Below are 22561 nucleotides of genomic sequence, written 5' to 3' on the forward strand. Positions count from 1 at the left end.
GATCCGCTGGACGCCCCTCAGGCGGGTGACACGGAGCGGCAGCCGCCGACGGTGCGCTGGGCACGCGCCGAGGCGTAGAGGCAGACCGCCGCGGCCGTCGCGAGGTTGAGGCTCTCGGCCTTCCCGTGGATGGGGACCCGGACCACCGCGTCCGCCAGCGCGCGGGTCTCCTCGGGCAGCCCCCACGCCTCGTTGCCGAAGACCCAGGCGGTGGGCCCGCCCATGGCGCCCGCGTCCAGCTCGCCGTCCAGATCACGGTCACCCGCACCGTCGGCGGCCAGGAGGCGCACCCCGGTGGCCCGGAGTCCGTCCATCACCCGCTCGACCGGGACGCCCACCGCGACCGGGAGGTGGAAGAGCGAACCGACCGAGGCCCGGACCGATTTGGGGTTGTAGAGGTCGACGGAGGCGTCGGTCAGGACCACGGCGTCGGCGCCCGCGGCGTCCGCGCAGCGCAGGACCGTACCGGCGTTGCCGGGGTCCCGGACGTTGGCGAGCACCGCGATCAGCTGGGGGCGGGCGGCAAGGATCTCCTCGAACGGCGAGTCCAGGAACCGGCAGACACCGAGCAGGCCCTGCGGGGTGACCGTCTGGGAGATGTCGGCGACCGTCCGGTCGTCGGCGTGGTGGACGCGCACCCCGGCCGCGTGGGCCGCCTCGACGATCTCGGTGTGCCGCTCGGCGGCCTCGACTGTCGCGAAGAGCTCGATGAGCGTGGGCTCGCCGTCGACGCGGTGCGCGATGGCCTCCCGTACCGCCTGCGGGCCCTCGGCGATGAACCGGCGTTCCTTGCCGCGGAAGGCGCGCCGGGCCAGCCGTCGGGCGGCGGCGACTCGCGGGGAGCGCGGGGAGATCAGCTCGGGGGTGCCCATGGGCGGAGGCTCGCTTCTTTCGTTCTGTGCGGGCGGACCGCGGCCTGACGCAGGCCCTGCGGTCCGGCAAACGGCGGCGGACCCGCAGGCCGGGGCCTGCGGGTCCGCGTCATCACGTCGTCAGGCCGGTGTTCAGGCGGCCTTCGGGGCGTTGACGTCGCTCGGAAGCGCCTTCTGGGCGACCTCGACGAGCGCGGCGAACGCGTTGGCGTCCGTCACCGCGAGGTCGGCCAGGATCTTGCGGTCCACCTCGACGTTGGCGGCCTTCAGACCCTGGATGAAGCGGTTGTACGTCATGCCGTTGGCGCGGGCAGCGGCGTTGATGCGCTGGATCCACAGCTGACGGAAGTCGCCCTTGCGCTTCTTGCGGTCGTTGTAGTTGTAGACGAGGGAGTGGGTGACCTGCTCCTTCGCCTTGCGGTAGAGGCGCGAGCGCTGGCCGCGGTAGCCGCTGGCCTGCTCGAGGATCGCCCGGCGCTTCTTGTGGGCGTTGACCGCCCGCTTGACGCGTGCCACTTGTTAACTCCTTGTAGCGGGGCCGCGGTTGTCTTCACGCGGCCCGGTTCGATTGGGTCCCGGTCCTCAAGTCCTGCGCCCCGGCCGTCGGCGGGGCGCCGGGACTCACTTGCCGAGAAGCTTCTTGATCTTCGCGGCGTCGCCCGGGGCCATCTCGGCGTTGCCTGCGAGGCGACGCGTCACGCGGGACGACTTGTGCTCGAGCAGGTGGCGCTTGCCGGCGCGCTCGCGCATCACCTTGCCGGAGCCAGTGATCTTGAAACGCTTGCTGGCACCGCTGTGCGTCTTGTTCTTCGGCATGCGCCGTTCTCTCCTCGTCAGTGGCGCCCCCACCGGAAACCGGCCTGCGGGAGCGTCAGATGTTTTGGTTGGTGTTCCGGGGCGAGTGCCCCGGCGTGAATCCGGGGCTCACACCCGGGCTCACGCCTCGGCGGGCTCCTCGGCGGGCTCCTCCACGGACTGCTCCGCGGGAACTCCACCCTGGCGCTCCGCCTTGCGGGCGGCCTGCGCCTCGCGGGCCTCGGCCATCGCCTCGGTCTTCTTCTTGTGCGGACCGAGGACCATGATCATGTTTCGGCCGTCCTGCTTCGGATTCGACTCGATGAAGCCGAGGTCCTCCACGTCGGACGCGAGCCGCTGCAGCAGACGGAAGCCCAGCTCGGGGCGGGACTGCTCGCGACCACGGAACATGATCGTGATCTTGACCTTGTCACCCTGCTTGAGGAACCGGACGACGTGACCCTTCTTGGTGTCATAGTCGTGCGGGTCGATCTTCGGCCGGAGCTTCATCTCCTTGATGACCGTGTGCGCCTGGTTCTTGCGCGCCTCACGGGCCTTCATGGCCGACTCGTACTTGAACTTTCCGTAGTCCATGAGCTTGCAGACCGGCGGACGTGCGTTCGCCGCCACCTCGACCAGGTCGAGGTCGTACTCCTGCGCAAGCTCCAGGGCCTTGGCAAGCGGCACGATGCCGACCTGCTCGCCACTGGGACCGACGAGTCGCACCTCAGGGACGCGAATCCGGTCGTTGATGCGGGGCTCGGCGCTGATGGATCCTCCTCGGTAGCACCACGCGACGGCCTGGCGGACTGCCGCGTAACGTCTGTTTCGGTGTGACCAACCGCGCCGGTACATGAAAAACGCCCCGGACGGGACACAGGCGGGGCTCCGTGAAAGGTTCAGGAGCACCGCCGCGAATGTCTCCGCGGGGCGCAGCCAGACCGTTGACCCGCCGGCCCGGAGGTCGGTGCGGGTGGGAGATCGGAGCCTCCACTTGTGGGCCGGTCACATGAGTGTCCGGCCGGTCGGAACACCAGAATACACGAGTCCAGGAGCGATACCCACACGTGTGCCCGTGGGGAAGCCGGTCCGCGGGGTGCCGTACTCCCGGACGCGGGGCCGGGAGGCGCGGGCCATAGTCTGGACGTGATCCCCTCAGCAGGAAGTGAAGCCCGAAGACATGAGCGACCAGACCCCGCAGCAGCCGGAGCAGCAGCCCGACGCCTCGAACCCGGCGGAGCCGGACTTCGACGCCATGACCCGTGACATCGCGGATGTGCCGGCGGTAGAGGTGATCACGACGGTCGCGGTCCACCTGATGAGCTCGGCGGCGGTCAACCTCGGTCTCGCCGAGGAGGGTGAGGCGCACAAGGACCTGGACGAGGCGCGCAAGCTCATCCAGGCGCTGGCGGGGCTGGTCACGGCCAGCGCCACCGAGATCGGCTCGTACCACGCGGCGCCGCTGCGGGACGGGCTGAAGTCCCTGCAGCTGGCCTTCCGTGAGGCGTCCGTCGTCCCCGACGAGCCCGGCCAGGGCCCCGGCGAGAAGTACACCGGGCCCGTCCACGGCTGATCCGCCGGCATCACCCGCATGAGAGGAGCCCCGGCCACCACGGCCGGGGCTCCTCGCATGCGGGGAGGCGGAGCGCGCCGAACGCAGCCGGCCGGGGACCCGCCCCGAGCCCGTCAGACCCGGGTGTCGGGCTGCGGCTCGTCGGGGGACGCCTGGTCGGCGACGACGCGGGGCTCCTGCGGCGGATGGGTGATCCGGTGCACCACGGCCGCCAGCGCGCCGCCGATCAGCGGGGCGACGATGAACAGCCACAGCTGGGTGATGGCCGCGCCGCCCGCGAAGAAGGCCGGGCCGATGCTTCGCGCCGGGTTCACCGAGGTGCCGTCCAGCGGGATGCCGAAGAGGTGGACGGTGGCCAGTGCCAGGCCGATGGGCAGACCGTCGAAGCCGATGACGGCCACCTTGTGCGTCACCGCCAGCACGACGAAGACGAACACGAAGGTCATCACGATCTCCGCGACGAACGCGCCGCCGAGGTTGATGTGCACCGCGGAGCGGTCACCCCAGCCGTTGGTGCCGAAGGCGCCGTCGGTGGCCAGACCGGGCACCTGCTTGGCGATCAGGAAGAGCACGGCGGCGCCGACGATGCCGCCGACCACTTGGGCGATCCAGTACTCGACGGCGCTGCGGAGCGTGATGCGGTGGGCCAGCAGCATGCCGAGGGTCACCGCGGGGTTGATGTGACAACCCGAGATCGGGCCGAGGGCATAGGCAAGGGCCAGCATGGTGAAGCCGAAGGCCAGGGCGATGCCGAAGGTGCCGATGTATTCGCCCGCCAGCACTGCCGCGCCGACGGCGAACAACACCAGGAGCAGCGTGCCGAGGAATTCCGTGACGAGCGTGCGGGTCTCGGTAGTGGTCTCCATGTGGGGCTCTCCTCGCGTGGATCTTGAGCTCTCCTGGAGATTGTGCGGCCGAGGAGGCGAACGCGCCCGTTGGCGAGGAGGGCCCCGCGGGGAGATCCGCGAGCGGGAGCCGGTGCGTCAGCGGCGGTAGAGGGGCTCCCCCGCCGTACCGGCGCCGGGCGGCAGAAGGGCCAGGTCCAGGCCGCGCACGAGGCGGTCGCGCAGCACCTCGTCGTCGGCCAGCGACCGTGCCAGGCGCCGGGCCACCTCGCCGGTGTCGGCGTCGGGGGCGAGGCCGAGGGCGAGGGTGGCGTCGGTTTCGTCGGAGGGGGCGAGATGGGCGACGAGGACGCCGGGCTCGGCGGCGAGCAGGGCACGCAGGGCGTCCGCGACGGCCGGGTCGGTGAGCGGATCCGCGCTGGTCCGGCCCTCGGCGAGGGCGCGCAGGGCGGCGCCGGTGAGCTGGTAGGTCACCGGTCCCGCCAGGTCCAGGACGACGGTGTCGGCCTTCTCGTGTGACGCGGCGAGCAGCGCCTGCGGGAGGGGTACGGCCACGGGGCGGGCGTCCGGGCGCCAGCGCCGGAGGGACTCCGTGGAGGTGAAGGCGGGCAGCGCGCGGCGGCCGTCCGGGGCCTGGAGGGTGGGGACGGCCATATCGCTGGTCTTCTCGCGCCGCAGGCCGTCCGGCCCGGTCTCGGTCTCTCCCAGTACGGCCACCACGGGCACGAGCACGCGCGCACCTGCCAGGGCCGACAGCAGCTGCGACTCGGCGCCACGGTCGCTGGCGTAGGCCGAAAGGGCTGCGGCGAGCGCGGGATCCGCGGAGCCGTCGTCGTCGGAGAAGCCGGGGTCGGGGATGTTCTTCTGCACCGGTCGAGCCTATCTGCTCGGCCCTGGACGGACGGCTGGAGGTGCCGGGGCCCGGTGGCCCTCCCGGGCGGTCAGCGGTGGCGGCCGCGCCAGAGCACCGCGGCGGTGGCCACGAGGGCGAGCCCTGCGGCTCCCGCGGTCCAGGGGAGCCAGGGAATGCCGCCGGTGTCCTCGGATTCTGCGGTCGGGCCGGGACCGAAGTAGCGGTGGGTGTAAGCGACGGCCGCCGGCTTCTGGGGGGTGGGCTTGATGCTGCGGCCGGCCTTGATGGCGGCGGCCGGGTCGATCAGGCCGGCACCGAAGTCGTCGTCGCGTCCGCCCTCGGGGGCGTTCTGCGCGGTGTCGGTGAGCAGCCGGCGGATCTGCGCCGGGCTCAGGTCCGGGTGTACGGAGCGGATCAGGGCGACGGCGCCCGAGGCGAAGGCGGCCGCTGCGCTGGTGCCCCAGCCCTCGTAGTACGTGCGGTCCGGATTGGCGATGACGATCTGCCTGCCGGGCGCGGAGACCGTGGCGTACCAGTGGCGGGTGGAGAACGGAGCGCGGGCGCCCTCGCGGTCGACGGCGGTGACCGCGATGACGCCGGGGTAGGCGGCGGGGTACGAGGCGGGAGAGCCGTTCTTGCCGCCGTTGCCCGCGGACGCGACGACGGAGACGCCCTTGCCCAGCGCGTACTGGATGGCGGCGTCCTCCCGCGGCTCGGGGTGGGCGGACTCGCTGTCGTCGCCCAGGGAGAGGTTGATGACGTCGGCGCCGTGGTCGGCGGCCCAGCGGATGCCGTCGGCGAGCGCCCCTGCCTTCTCCGTGCGGGCCCGGTTTCGCTGGGGGTCGCTGTCTTCGAGGATCACCCGGACCGGCAGGATCTTCGCCTCGGGGGCGATGCCGAGGACACCGTCCGCGCCGCCGGCGCCATGGCCGTGACCTGCGATGATGCCCGACATGGCGGTGCCGTGCTGCGCCCAGGCCCGGTCGCCGGGACCGGCGCCGAAGCCGACGAGGTCGGTCTCGGGCAGCACCTGTCCCTTGAGGTCGGGGTGGTTGGCGTCGACACCGGTGTCCAGTACTGCGACGGTGACCCCGTCTCCCTTGGTGGTGCGCCAGGCGTCCTGGGCGTGTACGGCTTCCAGGGCCCATTCCTGGGCGCGGATGCCGTCGGCGGCACGGGCGGGGACGGCGGGCAGCACGGCGAGTCCGGCGGAGGCCAGCGCGAGCGCCGTGCCGCGCAGCAGGGCCTTGGTCACGGCGACTCCTCCGTTGCCTGGGTGGGGACGCCGGCCGCCTTGCGGAAGGCGGCCTCCACGCGGTCCGCGATGTTCTTGGCGTCGTGTCCGAGCCCGGACTCGCCGGGGGCGGTCGTGACCCCTTCCCGGACCGCTTCCTCGGCGGGCTGCGGGTCGGTGACCTTGCGGCCGTCGGCGAAGCCGGAGACGGCGTAGACGACGACGGGTACGTCGGTGAGGATCCGCACCGTCCAGCTGGTGCGCTGGTCGGGCCCGAAGTCCGCGGCGGGGGTGCCCTTGGCGGCGTACGGCAGGGGCATCAGGTCGGTGCGGCTGCCGAGGCCGCCGGTGCTGAAGCGGGTGTTGAGCGCCAGCATCGCGGTCTGGTCCGCCTTGGTGGTGAGCGCCCCGACGGTGATGACGTGGGTGCGGGTGGTGTCGAGGTAGGTGGCGCGCAGCAGGCGGCCGCAGCCCGCCGGGGCGAGCGCCTTGGCGAGCAGCGGGTCGAAACCGGCCGTGCAGCCGCTGTCGGGGGCGACGGCGATCCGGGCCCAGCGGCGGTCGGCGCCTCCGGGGCCGACGCCGAGGCCGTTGAGGACGCGGGGGAAGAGTGTGTCGACGGGGGTGGCGTGCCAGACGTCGTGGCCCTTGTCGAACGCGGCCTCCGCCGTGGGAGGTGCCTCGGATTCCTCGGTGAGCCAACTCCCGGCAAAAGCACCGAAGATGAGGCCGAAGCCGAGAACGAGACAGGCGGCCGAGGCGAGCACGCGCCCGCCGGGCCCGCGGCTCGTGGACGACAGGCTCAGGGGCCGGGCCGGCATGCCGGGGGCGGGGGCAACTCCCTGCGGCGGGAGAGGCGTTCGCGGCCAGGGCGCCTCGGTCGGGCGCTCGGGGGCGGGGTGCGAGGGACCGGGGCCCGGTCCGGCGGGCGGGGCGGCGGCGCCTCGGGGAGCGGGCTGCGGTTCGGCGGCGGGGCGGGTGTCGCGGCCGCCACCCCACAGTTCCTGGCTGTTGGCCAGGTGGAAGGCGGCGGTGTCCCGGAAGGCGTCGGGGCGGCCCGCCGGGGTCTGCGGCGCGGCGGACCGGGCCGCGGGCGGCTCCGCCCGGGGGCGGGGCGGCACGGAAGGTGGGGCGGTCGGGCGGGGCGGGGCGGCGGGAGCGGCAGCCGGAGGCGCGGGGGCCCGGGCGGTTTCGGGGGCCGTGCCACGCGGGGGCTCGGACGGCGCGGGCGGAGCGGCCGGCGGCGGGACGGACTGGTCGGCGGGCACCGGGCGCAGGACCGTGGTCTGCGGGTCCTCGTCGGGGGTGGCGGCCGCGGCGGGCCGCCGGGGCGGCTGCGGGGGTATGGGCGGGACGCCATGCGCGTCGGCGTAATCGGCGTCGGTGCTCACCCGCGCTCCCCTTCGCGCCGTGTCCCCGCCGCGATCCGCAATGGGGGCAGGGTGGTTCGTATCCGGACATCACGCCACTGACCTGCTGGTTGTGACGTCCGGCCACTCTACGGGCAGGTGCGGCCGCTCCTCCAACCCTGTGTCCACTCTGTCGCGATCCCTCCCCCTACCCAGTGGTAGGCGTCTCTGGCAGGCTGCGGCCATGTCCCAGTACTCCGCCGACGCGTATGGCGACAAAGCCCGTTACTCCCGGGCCACCGCCCATCTCGACGCCCCGCTGGCAGTCGTCGACCTGCAGGCCTTCGACGCCAACGCCGCCGATCTGGTGCGCCGTTCGAAGGGCAAGCCGATCCGGGTGGCGAGCAAATCGGTGCGCTGCCGGGCGCTGCTGGAGAGGGTGCTGGCACGGGACGGCTTCGCGGGGATCATGAGCTTCACCCTCGGTGAGTCGCTGTGGCTGGCACGCTCGGGCTTCACCGACATCCTGCTGGCGTACCCGTCGGCGGACCGGGCCGGATACGCCGAGCTGACCGCCGGCCCGAAGCTGGCCGGGTCGGTGACGGTGATGGTCGACGACCCGGTGCAGCTGGACCTGATCGACGCGGCCCGGCCGGCCGGCGGCGGCGAGGAGGTGCGGGTCTGTCTGGAACTGGACACCTCCTACCGCGTGCTGGGCGGAAAGGTGCGGGTGGGTGCCCGGCGCTCACCGCTGCGCACTCCCGCCCAACTGGCCGCGCTGGCCCGTACCGTGGCGCGCCGTCCCGGCTTCCGGTTGGTGGGCCTGATGGCGTACGAGGGGCATGTGGCGGGTGTGGGCGACGAGGTGGCCGGCAAGCCGGTCTTCTCACGGGCCATCCGGGTGATGCAGGCGGCGGCCCGCAAGGAGCTGGCTCAGCGGCGCTGGGAGGCCGTGCGGGCGGTGCGGGCGGTGGCGCCAGGGCTGGAGTTCGTCAACGGCGGCGGCACCGGCAGCGTGCAGCACACGGCGGCGGAGGCGGCGGTCACCGAGATCGCGGCCGGGTCCGGGCTCTACGTGCCGCGGCTGTTCGACAACTTCCGCTCGTTCAGCGGACGTCCGGCGGCGCTGTTCGCCCAGCCCGTGGTGCGCCGGCCCGGGCCGGGGGTGGTGACCGTACTGGGCGGCGGGTATCCGGCGTCGGGTGCGGCGGGGGCGGACCGGCTGCCGGTGCCCTATCTCCCGGCGGGGCTGTCCTACGACCCGCAGGAGGGGCCCGGCGAGGTGCAGACCCCGTTGCTGGGGCCGGCCGCCGACACGCTGCGGATCGGCGACAAGGTGTGGTTCCGGCATGCGAAGGCCGGTGAGCTGTGCGAGCGCTTCGCGGCGCTGCACCTGATCGACGGGGACCGGGTGGTGGAGACGGTGCCGACGTACCGCGGCGAGGGGCACACCTTCCTGTGAGCGGCCGGGCCGCGCCGGTCGTGTCCGGCGCGGCCCGTCGCTGTCAGCCGTGGATGCGGTCGCGCTGGTCGGGCACGACGGTGCCGTCGGGGCGGCGCACCGGGCCGAGGACGCCGTCGGTGTTGATGTAGGCGGCCGTGGCGCAGGGGTAGCCGCCGGACTTGCGGGGCAGCGGCTCGATGAACATCGGGTTGACCACCCAGCGGTCGTCGGCGTTGTCGTAGCCGCGGCACATCAGTTCGTTCTTGTTGCGGTTGATGGCCAGGTGGGCGCCGGTGGCATCGTTCACGAACGTCACATCGGTGTCGGCGTCACCGCCGCCGAGCGCGATGCGGTGCGCGGGGTCCTGCAGGCGCCAGGCCTCGGCACCCTTGATGTGGAAGATCTCCTGGTTGATCCAGCAGCGCTTGCCGTCGATGTACGGGATCGCCTCGCCCTTGGAGTCGGGGACGTCGCCGCAGCCCTGCATGCCGTAGGTGATCTTGCCGTGGTCGAGCAGGCTGCGGATGGCGATGGTGTGGTCGCGGTCGAAGCCGACCGACTCCGACCACACCTCGGTGACCGGCTCGGACCCGGCGGAGACGATGTAGACGTCGAAGCCGGCCCGCCGCAGGGTGCGCACCAGGTCTTTCTGCTGGGCGTAGTAGCGCACGTAGGCGGGGACGGTGTGGGTGCCGATCTTCTGTGTGCTGCCCACCGGCGCGGCGAGCGCGGCCTTGCGTCCGGCGGCGGCATAGGAGCGGAGCTCGGCGTCGGTGTGACCGGCGAACAGCTGCGGCACCCAGGCGTATTCGGGCACCGTGTGCCGGTGGTTCCAGGTGCCCGCGAAGGCTTCCTCGCCTCCCATGGTCCTGGCTTCGCCGCGGATTTCCAGGATCTCGTCGGCGCAGTCGGCGTCGGTGGAGGTGGGCAGCGGCGCACCGACCGGTACGGAGGTGCCGCAGGCCGTGGTCAGGGCGCGGTCGGCCGCCGGGGTCAGCCACTTGCTGGTGTCGCGCCAGCGTGCGGGGCGCAGGACCTTGTCGTGCAGCAGGGACCACTCGATCGTCGCGTCGGTGACGTCGTTCTTGGTCATGGTGTTGTCCCAGTCGAACGCGGCGACGGGGGCGCGTCCGTGGCCGTCGGCGAGACCGGGGTTGCCGCAGGTGCCGCGCTCGTCGATGGTGCGTTGCAGCTTGGCCCGGTTGTGGCCGTACCACGTCAGGTCCTTGGAGAGCTGCGGGCAACGCGTGGCGTTCTGGGCCGCGGGGGTGCCCTGGCCGGGCGCCGCACGGTGAGCGGCGGACGCGGTGGCCGGCAGGCTGCCGGCGAGGAGCGCGGTGACGGTGAGGCCCAGGGCGAGGGCGCGCCTGTTGCGCATGGATGCTCCGATGTCCGGGGGCGGTCAACAGCGGGAAGCGGCGGGACCGGCACCTTTCGGCGCCGGTCCCGTCATGCGTGGTGCGGTTGTGCGTGGTGCGGTGGTGCGTGGTGCGTGTGGTGCGTGGTGCGTGTGGTCTCCTGTGTGGCGCGTCGGGTGACTTTACCCAGCGGGGACTACACGGGCGTCACATATGCACCGGCGATACCGCCGTCCACCAGGAATTCGGCCGCGTTGACGAACGAGGAGTCGTCGCTGGCGAGGAAGGCCACGGCGGCGGCGATCTCCTCGGGCTCGGCGAACCGGCCGACCGGAACGTGCACCAGGCGGCGGGCGGCCCGCTCCGGGTCCTTGGCGAACAGCTCCTTCAGCAAAGGGGTGTTGACCGGCCCAGGGCACAGGGCGTTGACCCGGATGCCCTCGCGGGCGAACTGCACGCCCAGTTCGCGGGACATCGACAGCACGCCGCCCTTGGAGGCGGTGTAGCTGATCTGCGAGGTGGCGGCGCCCATCACGGCGACGAACGAGGCGGTGTTGATGATGGAGCCGCGCCGCTGGTCGCGCATGTAGGGCAGGGCGTACTTGCAGCAGAGGTAGACCGAGGTGAGGTTGACCTCCTGGACCCGCTTCCAGGCGTCCAGGCCGGTGGTGAGGATCGAGTCGTCGTCGGCGGGCGAGATGCCGGCGTTGTTGAAGGCGATGTCGACCGAGCCGTAGGTCTCGAAGGCGGTCCGGTAGAGCGCCTCGACCTGCTCGTCGTCGGTCACGTCGACCTGGACGAAGGTGCCGCCGACCTCGTCGGCGGCCGCCTTGCCCGCGGTGTCGTCGATGTCGGCGCAGACGATGTTGGCGCCTTCGGAGGCGAGCCGGCGGGCGGTGGCCAGGCCGATCCCGCTGCCGGCTCCGGTGATCACTGCGGTGCGGCCGACCAGGCGGCGGCACACGGGGGCCGTCTCGGCCGAGGGCGCGGGGAGGGTCGGGTCGGTCACTTCAGTGCTCCTCGGTGCTGATGAAGACGTTCTTCGTCTCGGTGAAGGCGGACAGTGCGTCCGGGCCCAGCTCGCGGCCGAGTCCGGACTGTTTGAACCCGCCGAAGGGGGTCCAATAGCGCACGCTGCTGTGGGAGTTGACGGAGAGGTTGCCGGCCGCGACGGCACGCGAGACGCGGATCGCGCGGCTGACGTCCCGGGTCCACAGGGAGCCGGAGAGGCCGTAGTCGGTGGCGTTGGCGATCCGGACCGCGTCGGCCTCGTCGTCGAAGGGGATGACGACGGCGACCGGCCCGAAGATCTCCTCGATGGCCGTACGGTCCTCCGGCCGCCCCTCCAGGACGGTGGCCGGGTACCAGAAGCCCTTGCCCGCGGGCGCCTCGCCGCGGATGGCGGCGGGGGCGTCCTCGGGGACGTAGGACCGCACGCGCTCGCGCTGCGCCGCCGAGATCAGCGGTCCCATCATGGTCGCCGGGTCCGCAGGGTCGCCCACCACGAACGCCTTGACCGCCGGTTCCAGCAGCTCCATGTAGCGGTCGTAGACCTGGCGCTGGACGAGGATGCGGCTGCGGGCGCAGCAGTCCTGGCCGGTGTTGTCGAGGAAGGAGCCGGGTGTGGCGGCGGCCGCGGCCTCGATGTCGGCGTCGGCGAAGACGATGTTGGGGCTCTTGCCGCCGAGTTCCAGGGTCAGCCGCTTGGTCTGTTCCGCGCAGCGGGCGGCGATGCCCCGGCCGGTGGCGGTGGATCCGGTGAAGACGATCTTGGCGACGCCCGGGTGGTCGACGAGCGCGGTCCCGGTGACCGGCCCCTCGCCCGGCAGCACCTGGAAGAGACCCTCGGGGAGCCCGGCCTCCAGCGCGTACCGGGCGAGCCGGAGGGCGGTGAGCGGTGTGGTCTCGGCGGGCTTGAGGAGGACGGCGTTGCCGGCCGCGAGCGCGGGGGCGGTGCCCCAGGCGGCGATCGGCATCGGGAAGTTCCAGGGTGCGATGACGCCGACGACGCCCAGCGGCTCCTGGAGGGTGATGTTCAGTCCGCCGGCGACCGGGATCTGGGTGCCGTTCAGGCGCTCCACTCCCCCTGCGGCGTAGTGAAGCAGGTCGCGGACGTTGCCCGCCTCCCACTCGGCGTTGCCCAGCGGGTGGCCGGCCTCCTGGAGCTCCAGCTCGGCCAGCGGGCGGATGTTGGCCTCGACGACGTCGGCGAACCGGCGCAGGATCCGGGCCCGTTCGCCGGGCGCGAGGGCGGCCCATTTCGGCTGGGCGGCGGTGGCCCGCCGGACCGCGGCGTCGACCTCGGCGGGGGAGGTGGTGGGGACGGTGGCCACCACCTCCTCGGTCGCCGGGTTGATGATGTTCAGCTCGTGCAGACCATCGGACACGTGGGGTTCCTTACATGCGCTCGAAGGAGCGGAAGCGCTCCCAGTCCGTGACGGCCGCGTCGTAGGCGTTCTGCTCGACACGGGCCATGTGGCGGTAGTGGTCGACGACCTCGTCGCCGAAGGCCGCACGGGCGATCGGGCTGTTCTCCCACAGCTCGGCGGCCTCCCGCAGCGTGGTGGGCACGTGCGCGGCGTCGCCGGTGTAGGCGTTGCCGGTCGTCGCCTCGGGGAGTTCCAGCTCGTTTTCTATTCCGTACAGGCCGGCCGCGACCATCGCGGCCACCGCGAGGTAGGGGTTCACATCGCCGCCGGGCAGGCGGTTCTCCAGGCGGTGCGAGCGGCCGTGGCCGATGACTCGCAGGGCGCAGGTGCGGTTGTCCGGGCCCCAGGCGGCCGCCGTGGGCGCGAAGGAGCCGGGGCGGAAGCGCTTGTAGGAGTTGATGTTGGGGGCGTAGAAGAGCGTGAAGTCCCGCATCGCGGCGACCTGGCCCGCGAGGAAGTGGCGCATGGTCGGTGACATGCCGTAAGGGCCGTCGTCGTCGGCCAGTACGGGCCGGCCTTCGTCGTCCTGGAGGGAGAGGTGGATATGACAGGAGTTGCCCTCCCGCTCGTCGTACTTCGCCATGAAGGTGAGCGACATGCCCTCCTGCGCGGCGATCTCCTTGGCCCCGGTCTTGTAGATGCTGTGCTGGTCGCAGGTGGTGAGCGCCTCGTCGTAGACGAACACGATCTCGTGCTGGCCGAGATTGCACTCGCCCTTGGCGGACTCGACGGTCATGCCGGCCGCGCCCATCTCGTTGCGGATGCGGCGCAGCAGGGGCTCGACACGGCCGGTGCCCAGGACGGAGTAGTCGGCGTTGTACTGGTTGGCCGGGTTCATGCCGCGGTAGCCGCGGGACCAGCCGTCCTCGTAGGTGTCCTTGAAGAGCAGGAACTCCAGCTCGGTGCCGGCGTACGCGCTCCAGCCGCTCCCGGTGCGCTCCAGACCCGCCTCACGCAGCCGGTCGAGCTGGCGGCGCAGGATCTGGCGGGGGGAGGCTACGACCGGCGAGCGGTCGTGCCAGGCCAGGTCGGCGGTGATCAGGGCGGTGCCCGGGTTCCAGGGGGTGCGGCGCAGGGTGGCGGTGTCGCCGTGCATGGCGAAGTCGCCGTAGCCGCGCTCCCACGAGGACATCTCGTAGCCCTCGACGGTGTTGAGGTCCACGTCCACGGCGAGGAGGTAGTTGCAGCCCTCGGTGCCGTGTTCCAGGACGGTGTCGAGGAAGTAGCGGGCGGCGAACCGCTTGCCCTGGAGCCTGCCTTGCATATCGGTGAAGGCGAGGACGACAGTGTCGATCTCCCCGGCGTCGACGAGGACTCTCAGTTCCTCGACGGAGAGTGGGGGCGTGCGGTCTGCCACGGTGTTGCCTCCTGTCACTGCATCCGGAGGTCATAAGGTAGGCACACGAACCATTGATTGGGAAGGGGTTCCGATGGACGGTGCGGCGGACCGGCTGGCGCCGGTGCTGCGACCCGTGCGGGCAGGCAACGGATTCGAGGAGGCCCTGGAGCAGATACTCCAGATCGTCCGGCTCGGCCTGGTGCCGCAGGGGGAACGGCTGCCCGCGGAGCGGGAGTTGGCCGAGCGCCTCCAGATCAGCCGGGTGACGCTGCGCGAGGTGCTCAAGGTGCTCCAGGACGAGGGCATGGTGGAGAGCAGGCGCGGTCGCTATGGCGGCACGTTCGTACGGGTGCGCACCGAGAACCCGGGCGAGGCCGAGCTGCGGCGCCGGATCGGGAAGATCGACGTCGAGGACACCCTCCGCTTCCGGGAGGTGCTGGAGGTCGGGGCGGCCGGGCTGTGCGCCGCGCACGGGCTGTCCACGGAACAGGCCGACCGGCTGCGCTCGGCGCTCGCGGCGACGCAGGACGCCCCGCTGGCCGACTACCGCCGGCTCGACACCCTGCTGCATCTGACCCTCGCCGAGCTGTCCGGCTCGCCCTCGCTCGCGGCCCAGTACGCGGCGGTGCGGGCGGGCGTGAACGATCTGCTGGACTGCATCCCGCTGCTGGTGCGGAATCTGGAGCACTCCCAGACGCAGCACTCCGCGCTGGTGGATGCGGTGCTGGAGGGCGACGCGGACGGCGCCCGCGAGGTGATGCGCGAGCACTGCTGCGGTACCGCCGCACTGCTGCGCGGATTCCTCACCGCACCCGCGGCGTAACAAGTCTTTTACGCATGGGTCTTGCGCCGACGCGGCAGGACAGCAAAGGTATGCGGCTAAACCTTTACTCCGGATTCCTTCGGCGAGGCAGGAGCGGCTCATGGCCGAAAGCACCGACGCGCACACCGCACCGCCCGACCCCTCCACGGCCGGCTCGGAGCCGCCCGGGGACACCTACCTGGAGCGCCGGACCCTGCGGCGCGGCAGCGCGGGTCCACTGCTGCTGACCGGCCTGGGTGTCGCCTATGTCGTATCGGGTGACTTCTCGGGCTGGAACAACGGCCTGGCGCAGGGCGGCTTCGGCGGCCTGGCCATCGCCGCCGTGCTGATGGGCCTGATGTACACCTGCCTGGTCTTCGCGCTGGCCGAGCTGGCCTCGATCCTGCCGACGGCGGGCGGCGGCTACGGCTTCGCCCGGCGCGCCCTGGGTACCTGGGGCGGCTTCCTGACCGGGACCGCCATCCTCATCGAATACGTGCTGGCGCCGGCCGCGATCTCCATCTTCATCGGGGACTACGTCGAGTCGCTCGGCCTGTTCGGACTGCACTCCAGCTGGCCCGTCTACCTCGCCTGCTTCGTGATCTTCATCGGGATCCATCTGTGGGGTGTGGGCGAGGCGCTGCGCTTCAGCCTGATCGTCACCGCCGTCGCGGTCGCCGCCCTGGTGGTCTTCGCCCTGGCCGCGTTCACCGACTTCCATGTGGACACCCTCAACGACATACCCGTCGAGGCGGGCGCGTTCGGCGCCAACTCCTGGCTGCCGTTCGGCATTCTGGGCATCTGGGCGGCCTTCCCGTTCGGCATGTGGTTCTTCCTCGGCATCGAGGGAGTACCGCTGGCCGCGGAGGAGACCAAGGATCCGGCCCGGGTCCTGCCGAAGGCCATGGCCGCCGCGATGGGCGTGCTGCTCCTGCTCGCGCTGATCACCTTCGTGGCCGCGACCGGGGCCCGCGGGTCCGCCGCGATCCAGTCCGTGGGCGACCCGCTGGTGCAGGCACTCCAGCCGCAGGGGAAGCCGACCACCGTCAGCCGAGTCGTCAACTACGCGGGTCTCGCCGGTCTGGTGGCGTCCTTCTTCTCGCTGATCTTCGCCGGCTCCCGGCAGCTCTTCGCGCTCTCCCGGGCCGGCTACCTCCCCCGCTTCCTGTCCCTCACCAGCCGCCGCAAGGCGCCCTATCTCGGCCTGCTGGTCCCCGGCGCGCTGGGCTTCGGGCTCGCCGCGGCGACCGGCGACGGCGCCCGGATGCTCAATGTCGCGGTTTTCGGCGCGACCATCTCCTACGCCCTGATGTCGCTCTCGCACCTCGTGCTGCGCCGCCGCGAGCCCGGTCTGCACCGCCCGTACCGCACTCCCGGCGGCATGTGGACCTCGTCCATCGCGTTCGTCCTGGCCTGCTCCGCGCTGGTGGCGACGTTCCTGGTCGACAAGGAGGCGGCCTTCATCGCCCTCGGCGTCTACGCCGTGGCCATCGCCTACTTCGCCTGCTACTCCCGGCACCGGCTGGTGGCCGCGGCGCCCGAGGAGGAGTTCGCGGCACTGGCGGAGGCCGAGGCGGAACTCGCACGCGACTGACGCCGGCCGGCCGCGGCGGCCGGCCGGTCCCGACGAAACCCTGTACGCACGCACGGAGGACCACCGATGTCCCAGCCCCTCATCGGCATCAGCACCTACCAGGAAGAGGCCCGGTGGGGGGTGTGGACGCTGCCCGCTGCGGTGCTGCCGGCGGGGTACCACCGTCTGGTGCAGCGCTCGGGCGGGCTGGCGGCGCTGCTGCCGCCCGACGCCCCCGCCACCGCCGCGGCGGCCGTCGCCCGGCTGGACGCCCTGGTGATCGCCGGCGGCGCGGACGTCGAGCCGGCCCGCTACGGCGCGGAGCCGCACCCCAGGACCGGGCCGCCCGCGGTGGAACGCGATGCCTGGGAACTGGCGCTGATCGAGGCCGCCCTGGAGCGGGAGCTGCCGCTGCTGGGCATCTGCCGCGGGCTGCAGCTGCTGAACGTGGCCCGGGGCGGCACCCTCCTCCAGCATCTGGACGGACACACCGGGCCGCCCGGCGTCTTCGGCCGGCACGACATCGAACCGGTCCCCGGGACACAGCTGAGCAAGGCACTGCCCGAGCCGGTGTCCGTGCCGACGTACCACCACCAGGCGATCGACCGGCTCGGCAGTGGGCTGGTTCCTTCGGCGTACGCGCCGGACGGCACCATCGAGGCGGTGGAGCTGCCTCCGGAGGAGCACGGCTTCGCCCTCGCCGTGCAGTGGCACCCGGAGGCCGGGGACGACACGCGGGTGATGGACGCACTGGTGACGGCGGCGCGCGGCTGATGCACTGGGGCCGGGGCGCGACCGTCGGCGGCGTGCCCAGGATCCCGAGGAGCCCCGATGCCGCACCACCGGTCACCGAAGCGCCTGATGGAGATCGCCACCGGGGTGTGGGCGGCCAAGGCGCTCGCCGAGGCGACCCGGCTCGACCTGTTCTCCCAGCTGTCGGCGGCGCCGTGCGCCACCGCCGCCGAGGTCGCCGCCCGCAACGGTCTCGCCGAGCGCCCGGCCGACCTGCTCCTCACCGCCTGCGCGGCACTCGGCCTGCTGCGCCGCGCGGGAGACGGCTACGCCAACACCCCGGAGGCGGAGGAGTATCTGGTGCGCGGCCGGCCGGACTACTTCGGCGACGCCGTGCTCTCCCTGGACCGCCGCTACACCGGCTGGATGCGGCTGGAGGAGTCGCTGCGCACCGACTCCCCCACCAACTTCGACCCCGCGGCGAAGGAGTCCATGTTCGATCCGGAGGACACGGCGCTGACGGCCACCTTCTGGAAGAGCATGTACGCGCTCTCCGCCACCAGCGCCCGCGCGCTCGCCGCCGAGTACGACTTCTCCCCGGTGCGCCTGCTGTTGGACGTCGGAGGCGGCGGGGCGGCGTACGACATCGAACTGTGCCGCGCCCACCCCGACCTGCGCTGTACCGTCCTTGACCTGCCGTTCGTCTGCGAGCTGACCGGTGAACGGGTAGCCGCTGCCGGGCTCGCTGACCGTATCGCCTGCGTGCCGGGCGACTTCCTGCGCGACGCCGAACTGCCCGGCGGACACGATGCGGTGCTGCTCTCGCAGATCCTGCACGACTGGGACGAGGCGACCAACCGGCTGATCCTCGCCAAGTGCTTCGCCGCGCTCCCGTCCGGCGGCCGGATCCTGATCAGCGAACTGCTCGTCGCCGACAGCAAGGACGGGCCGCTGCTGCCCGCGCTGATGAGCCTGAACATGCTGGTGAGCACCTGGGGGCGGAACTACACGGCTGCGGAGTACGGCCGGTGGCTGGCGGATGCCGGGTTCGCGGACGTCACGACCGTGCGCTTCGAGGGCCCCGGCGCGGACGGTGCGGTGGTCGCGGTCAAGCCGTGACAGCGGGCCCGGCCGGACCGGCCCGAGCTCAGCCGCGGAAGTCGTCCGCGACCCCGACCAGCAGGACCCGGCTCTCGGGCACCAGGGACCGCCAGCGGTGGGTGACGCCCCCGGAGCAGTAGAGGGTGTCGCCCGGCCCCAGTTGGTGGCGGTCACCGTCCGCCTCCGCCTCCACCGCGCCCTCGATGACGTACATCAACTCGTCGTGCGGGTGCCGGAATTCGCGCTGCCAGTCGTGTCTGCCGGTGAACTCCAGGGCGTGCAGCTGCTGCCGGCCGCGCACCAGGGGCCGCACCCTGCCCCGGTCGCCGTCCTCGGGCACGGACGCCGAGTCGGCACGGACCACATCGACCGTGCGCGTCCCGTCGGAGGCGGCGAGCAGCTGTACCGCGGTGGTGCCGAGGGCGTCGGCGATCCGCTGGAGGGAACGCATGCTGGGGCGGGCCCGGTCGTTCTCGACCTGGCTCAGGAAGGGCGCCGAAAGACCGGTCGCGCCGGCGAGCGCGGCCAGCGTCGTGTCCTGGGCGCGGCGCCGCCTGCGTACCTCCGCACCGACCCGGGGCGCCTGCCCCGCTCCGTCCTGCGGAGTGTCCTGCGGCGCACTCATCCGTCACTCCTTATTACTGCGTTCACAGGGCTGCAACACCACGTTTCTCACGTCTACGCTGTTTGATCCCATCAAACAAAGTTTGACAAAGGGAATGATGACCACAGTCGATCAAAACACACGCCGCCGCCGGGGCACCGGCCTGATCGCGCTCGACGAGCAGGCCGGCTACGGCGGTTACACCCTCTACGCGCCGCTGACCGGTGGCGGTGAGGTGCTGCTCATCGATGTGCACGGCACCGTCGCGCACCGCTGGCAGCTGCCGCACCGCCCCGGCCGGCACGCCCGCATCCTGCCCAATGGCAACCTCGCCTACAACGCCACCCTCCCGGACCAGGACGCCCTGTTCCCGATGTGGCACAAGTACCGGGGCGGGCTGATGCAGGAGATCGCCCCCGACGGCACGGTACTGCGTTCCTTCACCGACCCCCTCCAGCACCACGACGCCCACCATTACGGCGACGGCCGCATCCTCTACACCGCCCTGGAACCGTTGACCGGAGCGCGGGCGGCGGCGGTGCGCGGCGGCGTCCCGGGCTCCGAGCCGGGCGGCACCGTCCACGCCGACACCCTTCGCGAGGTGGACGCCGACGGCCGTTTGCTGTGGTCCTGGCGGGTGAGCGACCACCTGGATCCGGAGGAGTACGCCCTGCACCCGGACTACTCCCGCGAGCACTGGCCGCTGATCAACTCGGTGTTCCCGCTGGCCGACGGCAATGTCCTGGCCAGTCTGCGCAGTGTCTCGGCCGTGATCGTCATCAGCCGGGAGACGGGCGAGGTCCTCTGGCGGACCGAGCCGGGGCTGGTCTCCCAGCAGCACCACCCCACCGAGCTGGCCGACGGCAACATCCTGATCTTCGACAACGGCGTCTTCCGGCCCGGCGTGGACGTCCCGTACTCCCGCGTCATCGAGGTCGAGCGGCCGTCGGGGAAGATGGTGTGGGAGTACCACGACCCCGCGCGGGAGGCGTTCTTCGCGCCGTTCATGGGCAGCGCTCAGCGGCTGCCCAACGGCAACACCCTCATCACCGACTCCCCCGCCGGCCGGATCTTCGAGGTGACCGCGCAGGGCACGCTCTGCTGGGAGTACGTCGTCCCGCAGTTCGGCAGCTATCGCGAGCCGGAGATCGGCGCGCTCTTCCCGTCCCTGAACAACGCGGTCTTCCGCGCCTACCGCTACGACGCCGGGCAACTCCCCTGGCTGAAGCGGCAGGTGTGAGCCATGGGCGCGCCCGAGCGCCGGCCTGACGTCGCTCCGGTGGATGAGCGGCTGCCGCCGGGCCGGCTGCTGCCGCTCGCCGCGCAGCACGTCCTGGCGATGATCGCCGCTCCCGTCTCCACGGTCTTCCTGATCGCCGGCGGGCTGCGCCTGTCCGCCGACCGCACCGCGTCGCTGCTCACCGCGACGCTGGTGCTGTGCGGGGCCGGGGCGCTGCTGCAGTCCCTCGGCGTACTGCGCACCGGCGCCCGGCTGCCGTTCATGATGCTGCCGGGCGGCGCGGCGGTCGCCGTGTTCCTGTGGATCGCGCAGGAACACGGCGCGGCCACCGCCTCGGGCTCCGTCCTTCTCGCGGCCGCGCTGCTGCTGGCCGTCCTGCCGCTGTACGGGCGTCTCGTACGACTCTTCCCCCCGCTGGTGATGGGCACGACGGTCCTGGTCATCGGCATCACCATGGTGCACGTCGCGGCCCCGATGGCGATCGGCGGCAGCCGGCTCGCGCTGGTCACCATCGCCGCCACCACCCTGTGCTTCCTGCTGTTGCGCGGCGTCTGGCGGCAGCTGTCGGTGCTCATCGGCATCGCCGCCGGTACCGCGACCGCCGCGCTCACCGGCAGTCCCTTCCGCAGCGTCCCCGGCGAGACGCTGGTCTCGCTGCCCCGCCTTCTGCCCTACGGCACCCCGCACTTCGACCTGCTCGCCGCCCTCCCGCTGATGGTCTTCGCCCTCGCCTCGCTGGCCGAGGCGACCGGTCAGACCGTCCTCAACTGCGAGACGGTGGGGCGTACCCCCGACCCGGCGCGCGATGTGCCACGCACCGCCCGCGCGGACGCCGTCACCACCCTCGGCGCCGGGCTGCTCGGCGGGCCGGTGATGGTGACCAGCGCGGAGAACATCGGCATCGTCCGACTGACCGGTGTGCGCAGCCGGTTCGTGACCGCTGCCGCCGGTGTGATGCTCATCCTGTGCGGTGTGTTCGCCCCCGCCACCCGGCTCCTCGCCGCCCTGCCGCCCGCCGTGGTGGGCGGCGCGGCCCTGGTGATCTACGCGGTGATCGCCGCGATGGGCCTCGACATGCTCCGGCGCACCGACCTCGCCGACCCTGCCGCCTCGACGGTCGTCGCCCTCACCCTGCTGGCGGGTCTCCTGCCGCTGCTGGCCCCGCAGTTGTACGCGCCGCTGCCGGACTGGGCCCGCTCTCTCTTCGGCAGCGGGGTGCCGGCCGCGGCCCTGACAGCGATCGTGCTGTCGGCGCTCTTCGGGCGACTTGGACCCCGGCCTGCGGTGGCACCCGAGGCGCGCTGAGCCCCGCGCTCCCGCTGGCCGGTCGGTGGGCAGGCCGGTGGTCGACCGTCCCCCACGGCATCACGTCCCCCGCGTCAACCCCAGCAGTTGCCGTGCAGGGCCCGCAGGGCGCTGCCCGGACGGCCAGACTGCGCGCAGATCGCGTCCCAGACGGAGGTCGTGGACCGGGATCTCCACCAGCCGGTGGGCGCTCAGCTCCTCGCCGACGGCGAGTTCGCTGAGCACCGAGGGCGCCGCCTCACTGACGACGGCGGACTTCACGGCGGTGGTGGAGGCGAGTTCCAGCAGCGGCTCGGCCAGTCCGCCGTGCCCGGCGAGAGCCGCGTCCAGCACCTCGCGGGTGCCGGAGCCGCGCTCGCGCAGGATCAGCGGGGTCGCGGCGAGTTCGGCCGCGGGCAACTCCGTACGCCGCCGGGACCACGGGTGGGACGGCGCCGCGACCACGATCAGGCGGTCGTGGCCGATGACCGCGCCGTCCAGGCCCTCCGGCACCCGCAGACCCTCCACGAAGCCCAGGTCCGCCGCACCCGTCAGCAGCCGCTCGGCGACCACGCCGGAGTTGCCCGCGAGCAGCGAGACCGCGGTGCCCGGACGCTGTGCGCGCAGCGCGATCAGCCAGCCGGGCAGCAGATATTCGGCGATGGTCATGCTGGCGGCGACCCGCAGCCGGGAGTCGCGCCGTCCGCGCAGCGCCTGCGCTCCCGCGTCGAACGCCTCGGCCGCCTCCACGACCCGCCGCGCCCAGTCGGTGACCAGCGCGCCCGCGTCGGTGAGCCGGGATCCGCGGGGCGAGCGTTCCACCAGCGCCACGCCCAGCTGCCGTTCCATGGACCGGATCCGGCTGCTCGCGGCGGGCTGGGTGATCCCGGTCGCGCGGGCGGCCCGCCCCAGGCTGCCGAGCCGGGCCACCGCGAGCAGCAGTTCCAGCGCCCCGAGGTCCGGCACCCGGTGCGCCAACGGCCCGGCGGGCTCGGGCGGACGCCCGTCGCGCGCGCCGTCCGGCTCCGCCCCGGGCCCGGGCTGCCCGCTGCCGCCGCCCCGTGCGGCGTCCCGGCCGCCGACGTCACCACCCATAAGTGCCTCTGCTCATAACCCCAGCTTATGCCCTCATAG

22 protein-coding genes are annotated in these 22561 nt (G+C 72.5%); 8 read left to right on the top strand and 14 right to left on the bottom strand.

The annotated features are described in order from the left end of the window. Positions 1-17 precede the first annotated feature (17 nt). The 4 genes from ACGFZW_RS19095 to infC all read right to left on the bottom strand — a co-directional run bounded on the left by ACGFZW_RS19095 (position 18) and on the right by infC (position 2522). Positions 18-872: a TrmH family RNA methyltransferase gene (locus ACGFZW_RS19095; protein ID WP_393894301.1), complete on the bottom strand. Its 855-nt coding sequence runs from the start codon at positions 870-872 to the stop codon at positions 18-20. A 132-nt stretch (positions 873-1004) separates the two neighbouring features. Beyond that, positions 1005-1388: a 50S ribosomal protein L20 gene (gene rplT / locus ACGFZW_RS19100; protein WP_052857680.1), complete on the bottom strand. Its 384-nt coding sequence runs from the start codon at positions 1386-1388 to the stop codon at positions 1005-1007. Positions 1389-1493: 105 nt separating this feature from the next. Continuing rightward, on the bottom strand, positions 1494-1688 hold the full coding sequence (gene rpmI / locus ACGFZW_RS19105; protein WP_393894302.1) for a 50S ribosomal protein L35: 195 nt from the start codon (positions 1686-1688) through the stop codon (positions 1494-1496). Positions 1689-1808: 120 nt separating this feature from the next. After that, the gene (gene infC, locus ACGFZW_RS19110) at positions 1809-2522 is read right to left on the bottom strand and encodes a translation initiation factor IF-3 (RefSeq protein WP_393894303.1); all 714 of its coding nucleotides are present in this window, start codon (positions 2520-2522) and stop codon (positions 1809-1811) included. Between the two features lie 325 nt (positions 2523-2847). Here infC and ACGFZW_RS19115 point away from each other — a divergent pair, with 325 nt between their 5' ends. After that, a complete protein-coding gene (locus ACGFZW_RS19115; RefSeq protein ID WP_393894304.1) occupies positions 2848-3240 on the top strand; it encodes a DUF1844 domain-containing protein in 393 nt (130 codons plus the stop codon). Between the two features lie 113 nt (positions 3241-3353). On the opposite strand, the gene ACGFZW_RS19120 is transcribed toward ACGFZW_RS19115, so the two are convergent. The 4 genes from ACGFZW_RS19120 to ACGFZW_RS19135 all read right to left on the bottom strand — a co-directional run bounded on the left by ACGFZW_RS19120 (position 3354) and on the right by ACGFZW_RS19135 (position 7563). After that, complete coding sequence (locus ACGFZW_RS19120; protein WP_393894305.1) at positions 3354-4106, bottom strand: aquaporin; 753 nt, start codon at positions 4104-4106, stop codon at positions 3354-3356. A 117-nt stretch (positions 4107-4223) separates the two neighbouring features. Next, complete coding sequence (locus tag ACGFZW_RS19125; protein ID WP_393894306.1) at positions 4224-4955, bottom strand: SseB family protein; 732 nt, start codon at positions 4953-4955, stop codon at positions 4224-4226. Between the two features lie 71 nt (positions 4956-5026). Continuing rightward, on the bottom strand, positions 5027-6193 hold the full coding sequence (gene mycP / locus ACGFZW_RS19130) for a type VII secretion-associated serine protease mycosin (RefSeq protein ID WP_393894307.1): 1167 nt from the start codon (positions 6191-6193) through the stop codon (positions 5027-5029). Further along, complete coding sequence (locus ACGFZW_RS19135; RefSeq protein WP_393894308.1) at positions 6190-7563, bottom strand: hypothetical protein; 1374 nt, start codon at positions 7561-7563, stop codon at positions 6190-6192. The genes mycP and ACGFZW_RS19135 overlap by 4 nt, the downstream gene beginning before the upstream one ends. 202 nt (positions 7564-7765) lie before the next feature. Here ACGFZW_RS19135 and ACGFZW_RS19140 point away from each other — a divergent pair, with 202 nt between their 5' ends. Then, positions 7766-8983 carry an amino acid deaminase/aldolase gene (locus ACGFZW_RS19140; RefSeq protein WP_393894309.1) on the top strand — a complete coding sequence of 406 codons (1218 nt, stop codon included), beginning with the start codon at positions 7766-7768 and terminating at the stop codon, positions 8981-8983. A 43-nt stretch (positions 8984-9026) separates the two neighbouring features. Here the strand turns inward: ACGFZW_RS19140 and ACGFZW_RS19145 are convergent, their stop codons facing one another. From ACGFZW_RS19145 to ACGFZW_RS19160, 4 genes are all read right to left on the bottom strand, one after another. Continuing rightward, a complete protein-coding gene (locus ACGFZW_RS19145; protein WP_393894310.1) occupies positions 9027-10343 on the bottom strand; it encodes a haloacid dehalogenase-like hydrolase in 1317 nt (438 codons plus the stop codon). A gap of 176 nt (positions 10344-10519) precedes the next feature. Next, positions 10520-11332, bottom strand: a complete 813-nt coding sequence (locus ACGFZW_RS19150; protein ID WP_393894311.1) for a 3-oxoacyl-ACP reductase — start codon at positions 11330-11332, stop codon at positions 10520-10522. Between the two features lies 1 nt (position 11333). Continuing rightward, the gene (locus tag ACGFZW_RS19155; RefSeq protein ID WP_393894312.1) at positions 11334-12710 is read right to left on the bottom strand and encodes an aldehyde dehydrogenase family protein; all 1377 of its coding nucleotides are present in this window, start codon (positions 12708-12710) and stop codon (positions 11334-11336) included. 10 nt (positions 12711-12720) lie between these two features. After that, a complete protein-coding gene (locus tag ACGFZW_RS19160; RefSeq protein ID WP_393894313.1) occupies positions 12721-14109 on the bottom strand; it encodes a glutamine synthetase family protein in 1389 nt (462 codons plus the stop codon). A 73-nt stretch (positions 14110-14182) separates the two neighbouring features. On the opposite strand from ACGFZW_RS19160, the gene ACGFZW_RS19165 reads away from it, so the two are divergent. The 4 genes from ACGFZW_RS19165 to ACGFZW_RS19180 all read left to right on the top strand — a co-directional run bounded on the left by ACGFZW_RS19165 (position 14183) and on the right by ACGFZW_RS19180 (position 18317). Beyond that, complete coding sequence (locus ACGFZW_RS19165) at positions 14183-14914, top strand: FadR/GntR family transcriptional regulator (RefSeq protein WP_393894314.1); 732 nt, start codon at positions 14183-14185, stop codon at positions 14912-14914. 100 nt (positions 14915-15014) lie between these two features. Beyond that, positions 15015-16487 (top strand): ethanolamine permease, encoded by a 1473-nt coding sequence (eat, locus tag ACGFZW_RS19170; RefSeq protein ID WP_393894315.1) that lies wholly within the window; start codon positions 15015-15017, stop codon positions 16485-16487. A gap of 66 nt (positions 16488-16553) precedes the next feature. After that, positions 16554-17240 (top strand): gamma-glutamyl-gamma-aminobutyrate hydrolase family protein, encoded by a 687-nt coding sequence (locus tag ACGFZW_RS19175; protein ID WP_393894316.1) that lies wholly within the window; start codon positions 16554-16556, stop codon positions 17238-17240. 57 nt (positions 17241-17297) lie between these two features. Continuing rightward, positions 17298-18317: a methyltransferase gene (locus ACGFZW_RS19180; protein WP_393894317.1), complete on the top strand. Its 1020-nt coding sequence runs from the start codon at positions 17298-17300 to the stop codon at positions 18315-18317. 28 nt (positions 18318-18345) lie between these two features. Here ACGFZW_RS19180 and ACGFZW_RS19185 read toward each other — a convergent pair whose 3' ends face one another. Next, positions 18346-18924, bottom strand: coding sequence for a helix-turn-helix domain-containing protein (locus ACGFZW_RS19185; protein ID WP_393894318.1), 579 nt, complete (start codon positions 18922-18924; stop codon positions 18346-18348). A 97-nt stretch (positions 18925-19021) separates the two neighbouring features. On the opposite strand from ACGFZW_RS19185, the gene ACGFZW_RS19190 reads away from it, so the two are divergent. Both ACGFZW_RS19190 and ACGFZW_RS19195 read left to right on the top strand, forming a co-directional pair. Continuing rightward, positions 19022-20143 carry an arylsulfotransferase family protein gene (locus tag ACGFZW_RS19190; protein WP_393894319.1) on the top strand — a complete coding sequence of 374 codons (1122 nt, stop codon included), beginning with the start codon at positions 19022-19024 and terminating at the stop codon, positions 20141-20143. 3 nt (positions 20144-20146) lie between these two features. Then, positions 20147-21448, top strand: coding sequence for a uracil-xanthine permease family protein (locus ACGFZW_RS19195; RefSeq protein ID WP_393894320.1), 1302 nt, complete (start codon positions 20147-20149; stop codon positions 21446-21448). Positions 21449-21508: 60 nt separating this feature from the next. On the opposite strand, the gene ACGFZW_RS19200 is transcribed toward ACGFZW_RS19195, so the two are convergent. Further along, on the bottom strand, positions 21509-22522 hold the full coding sequence (locus ACGFZW_RS19200) for a LysR family transcriptional regulator (protein ID WP_393894321.1): 1014 nt from the start codon (positions 22520-22522) through the stop codon (positions 21509-21511). Between the last annotated feature and the right edge of the window lie 39 nt (positions 22523-22561).

Source organism: Streptomyces sp. NPDC048248 (assembly GCF_043201875.1).
GTDB lineage: Bacteria > Actinomycetota > Actinomycetes > Streptomycetales > Streptomycetaceae > Streptomyces.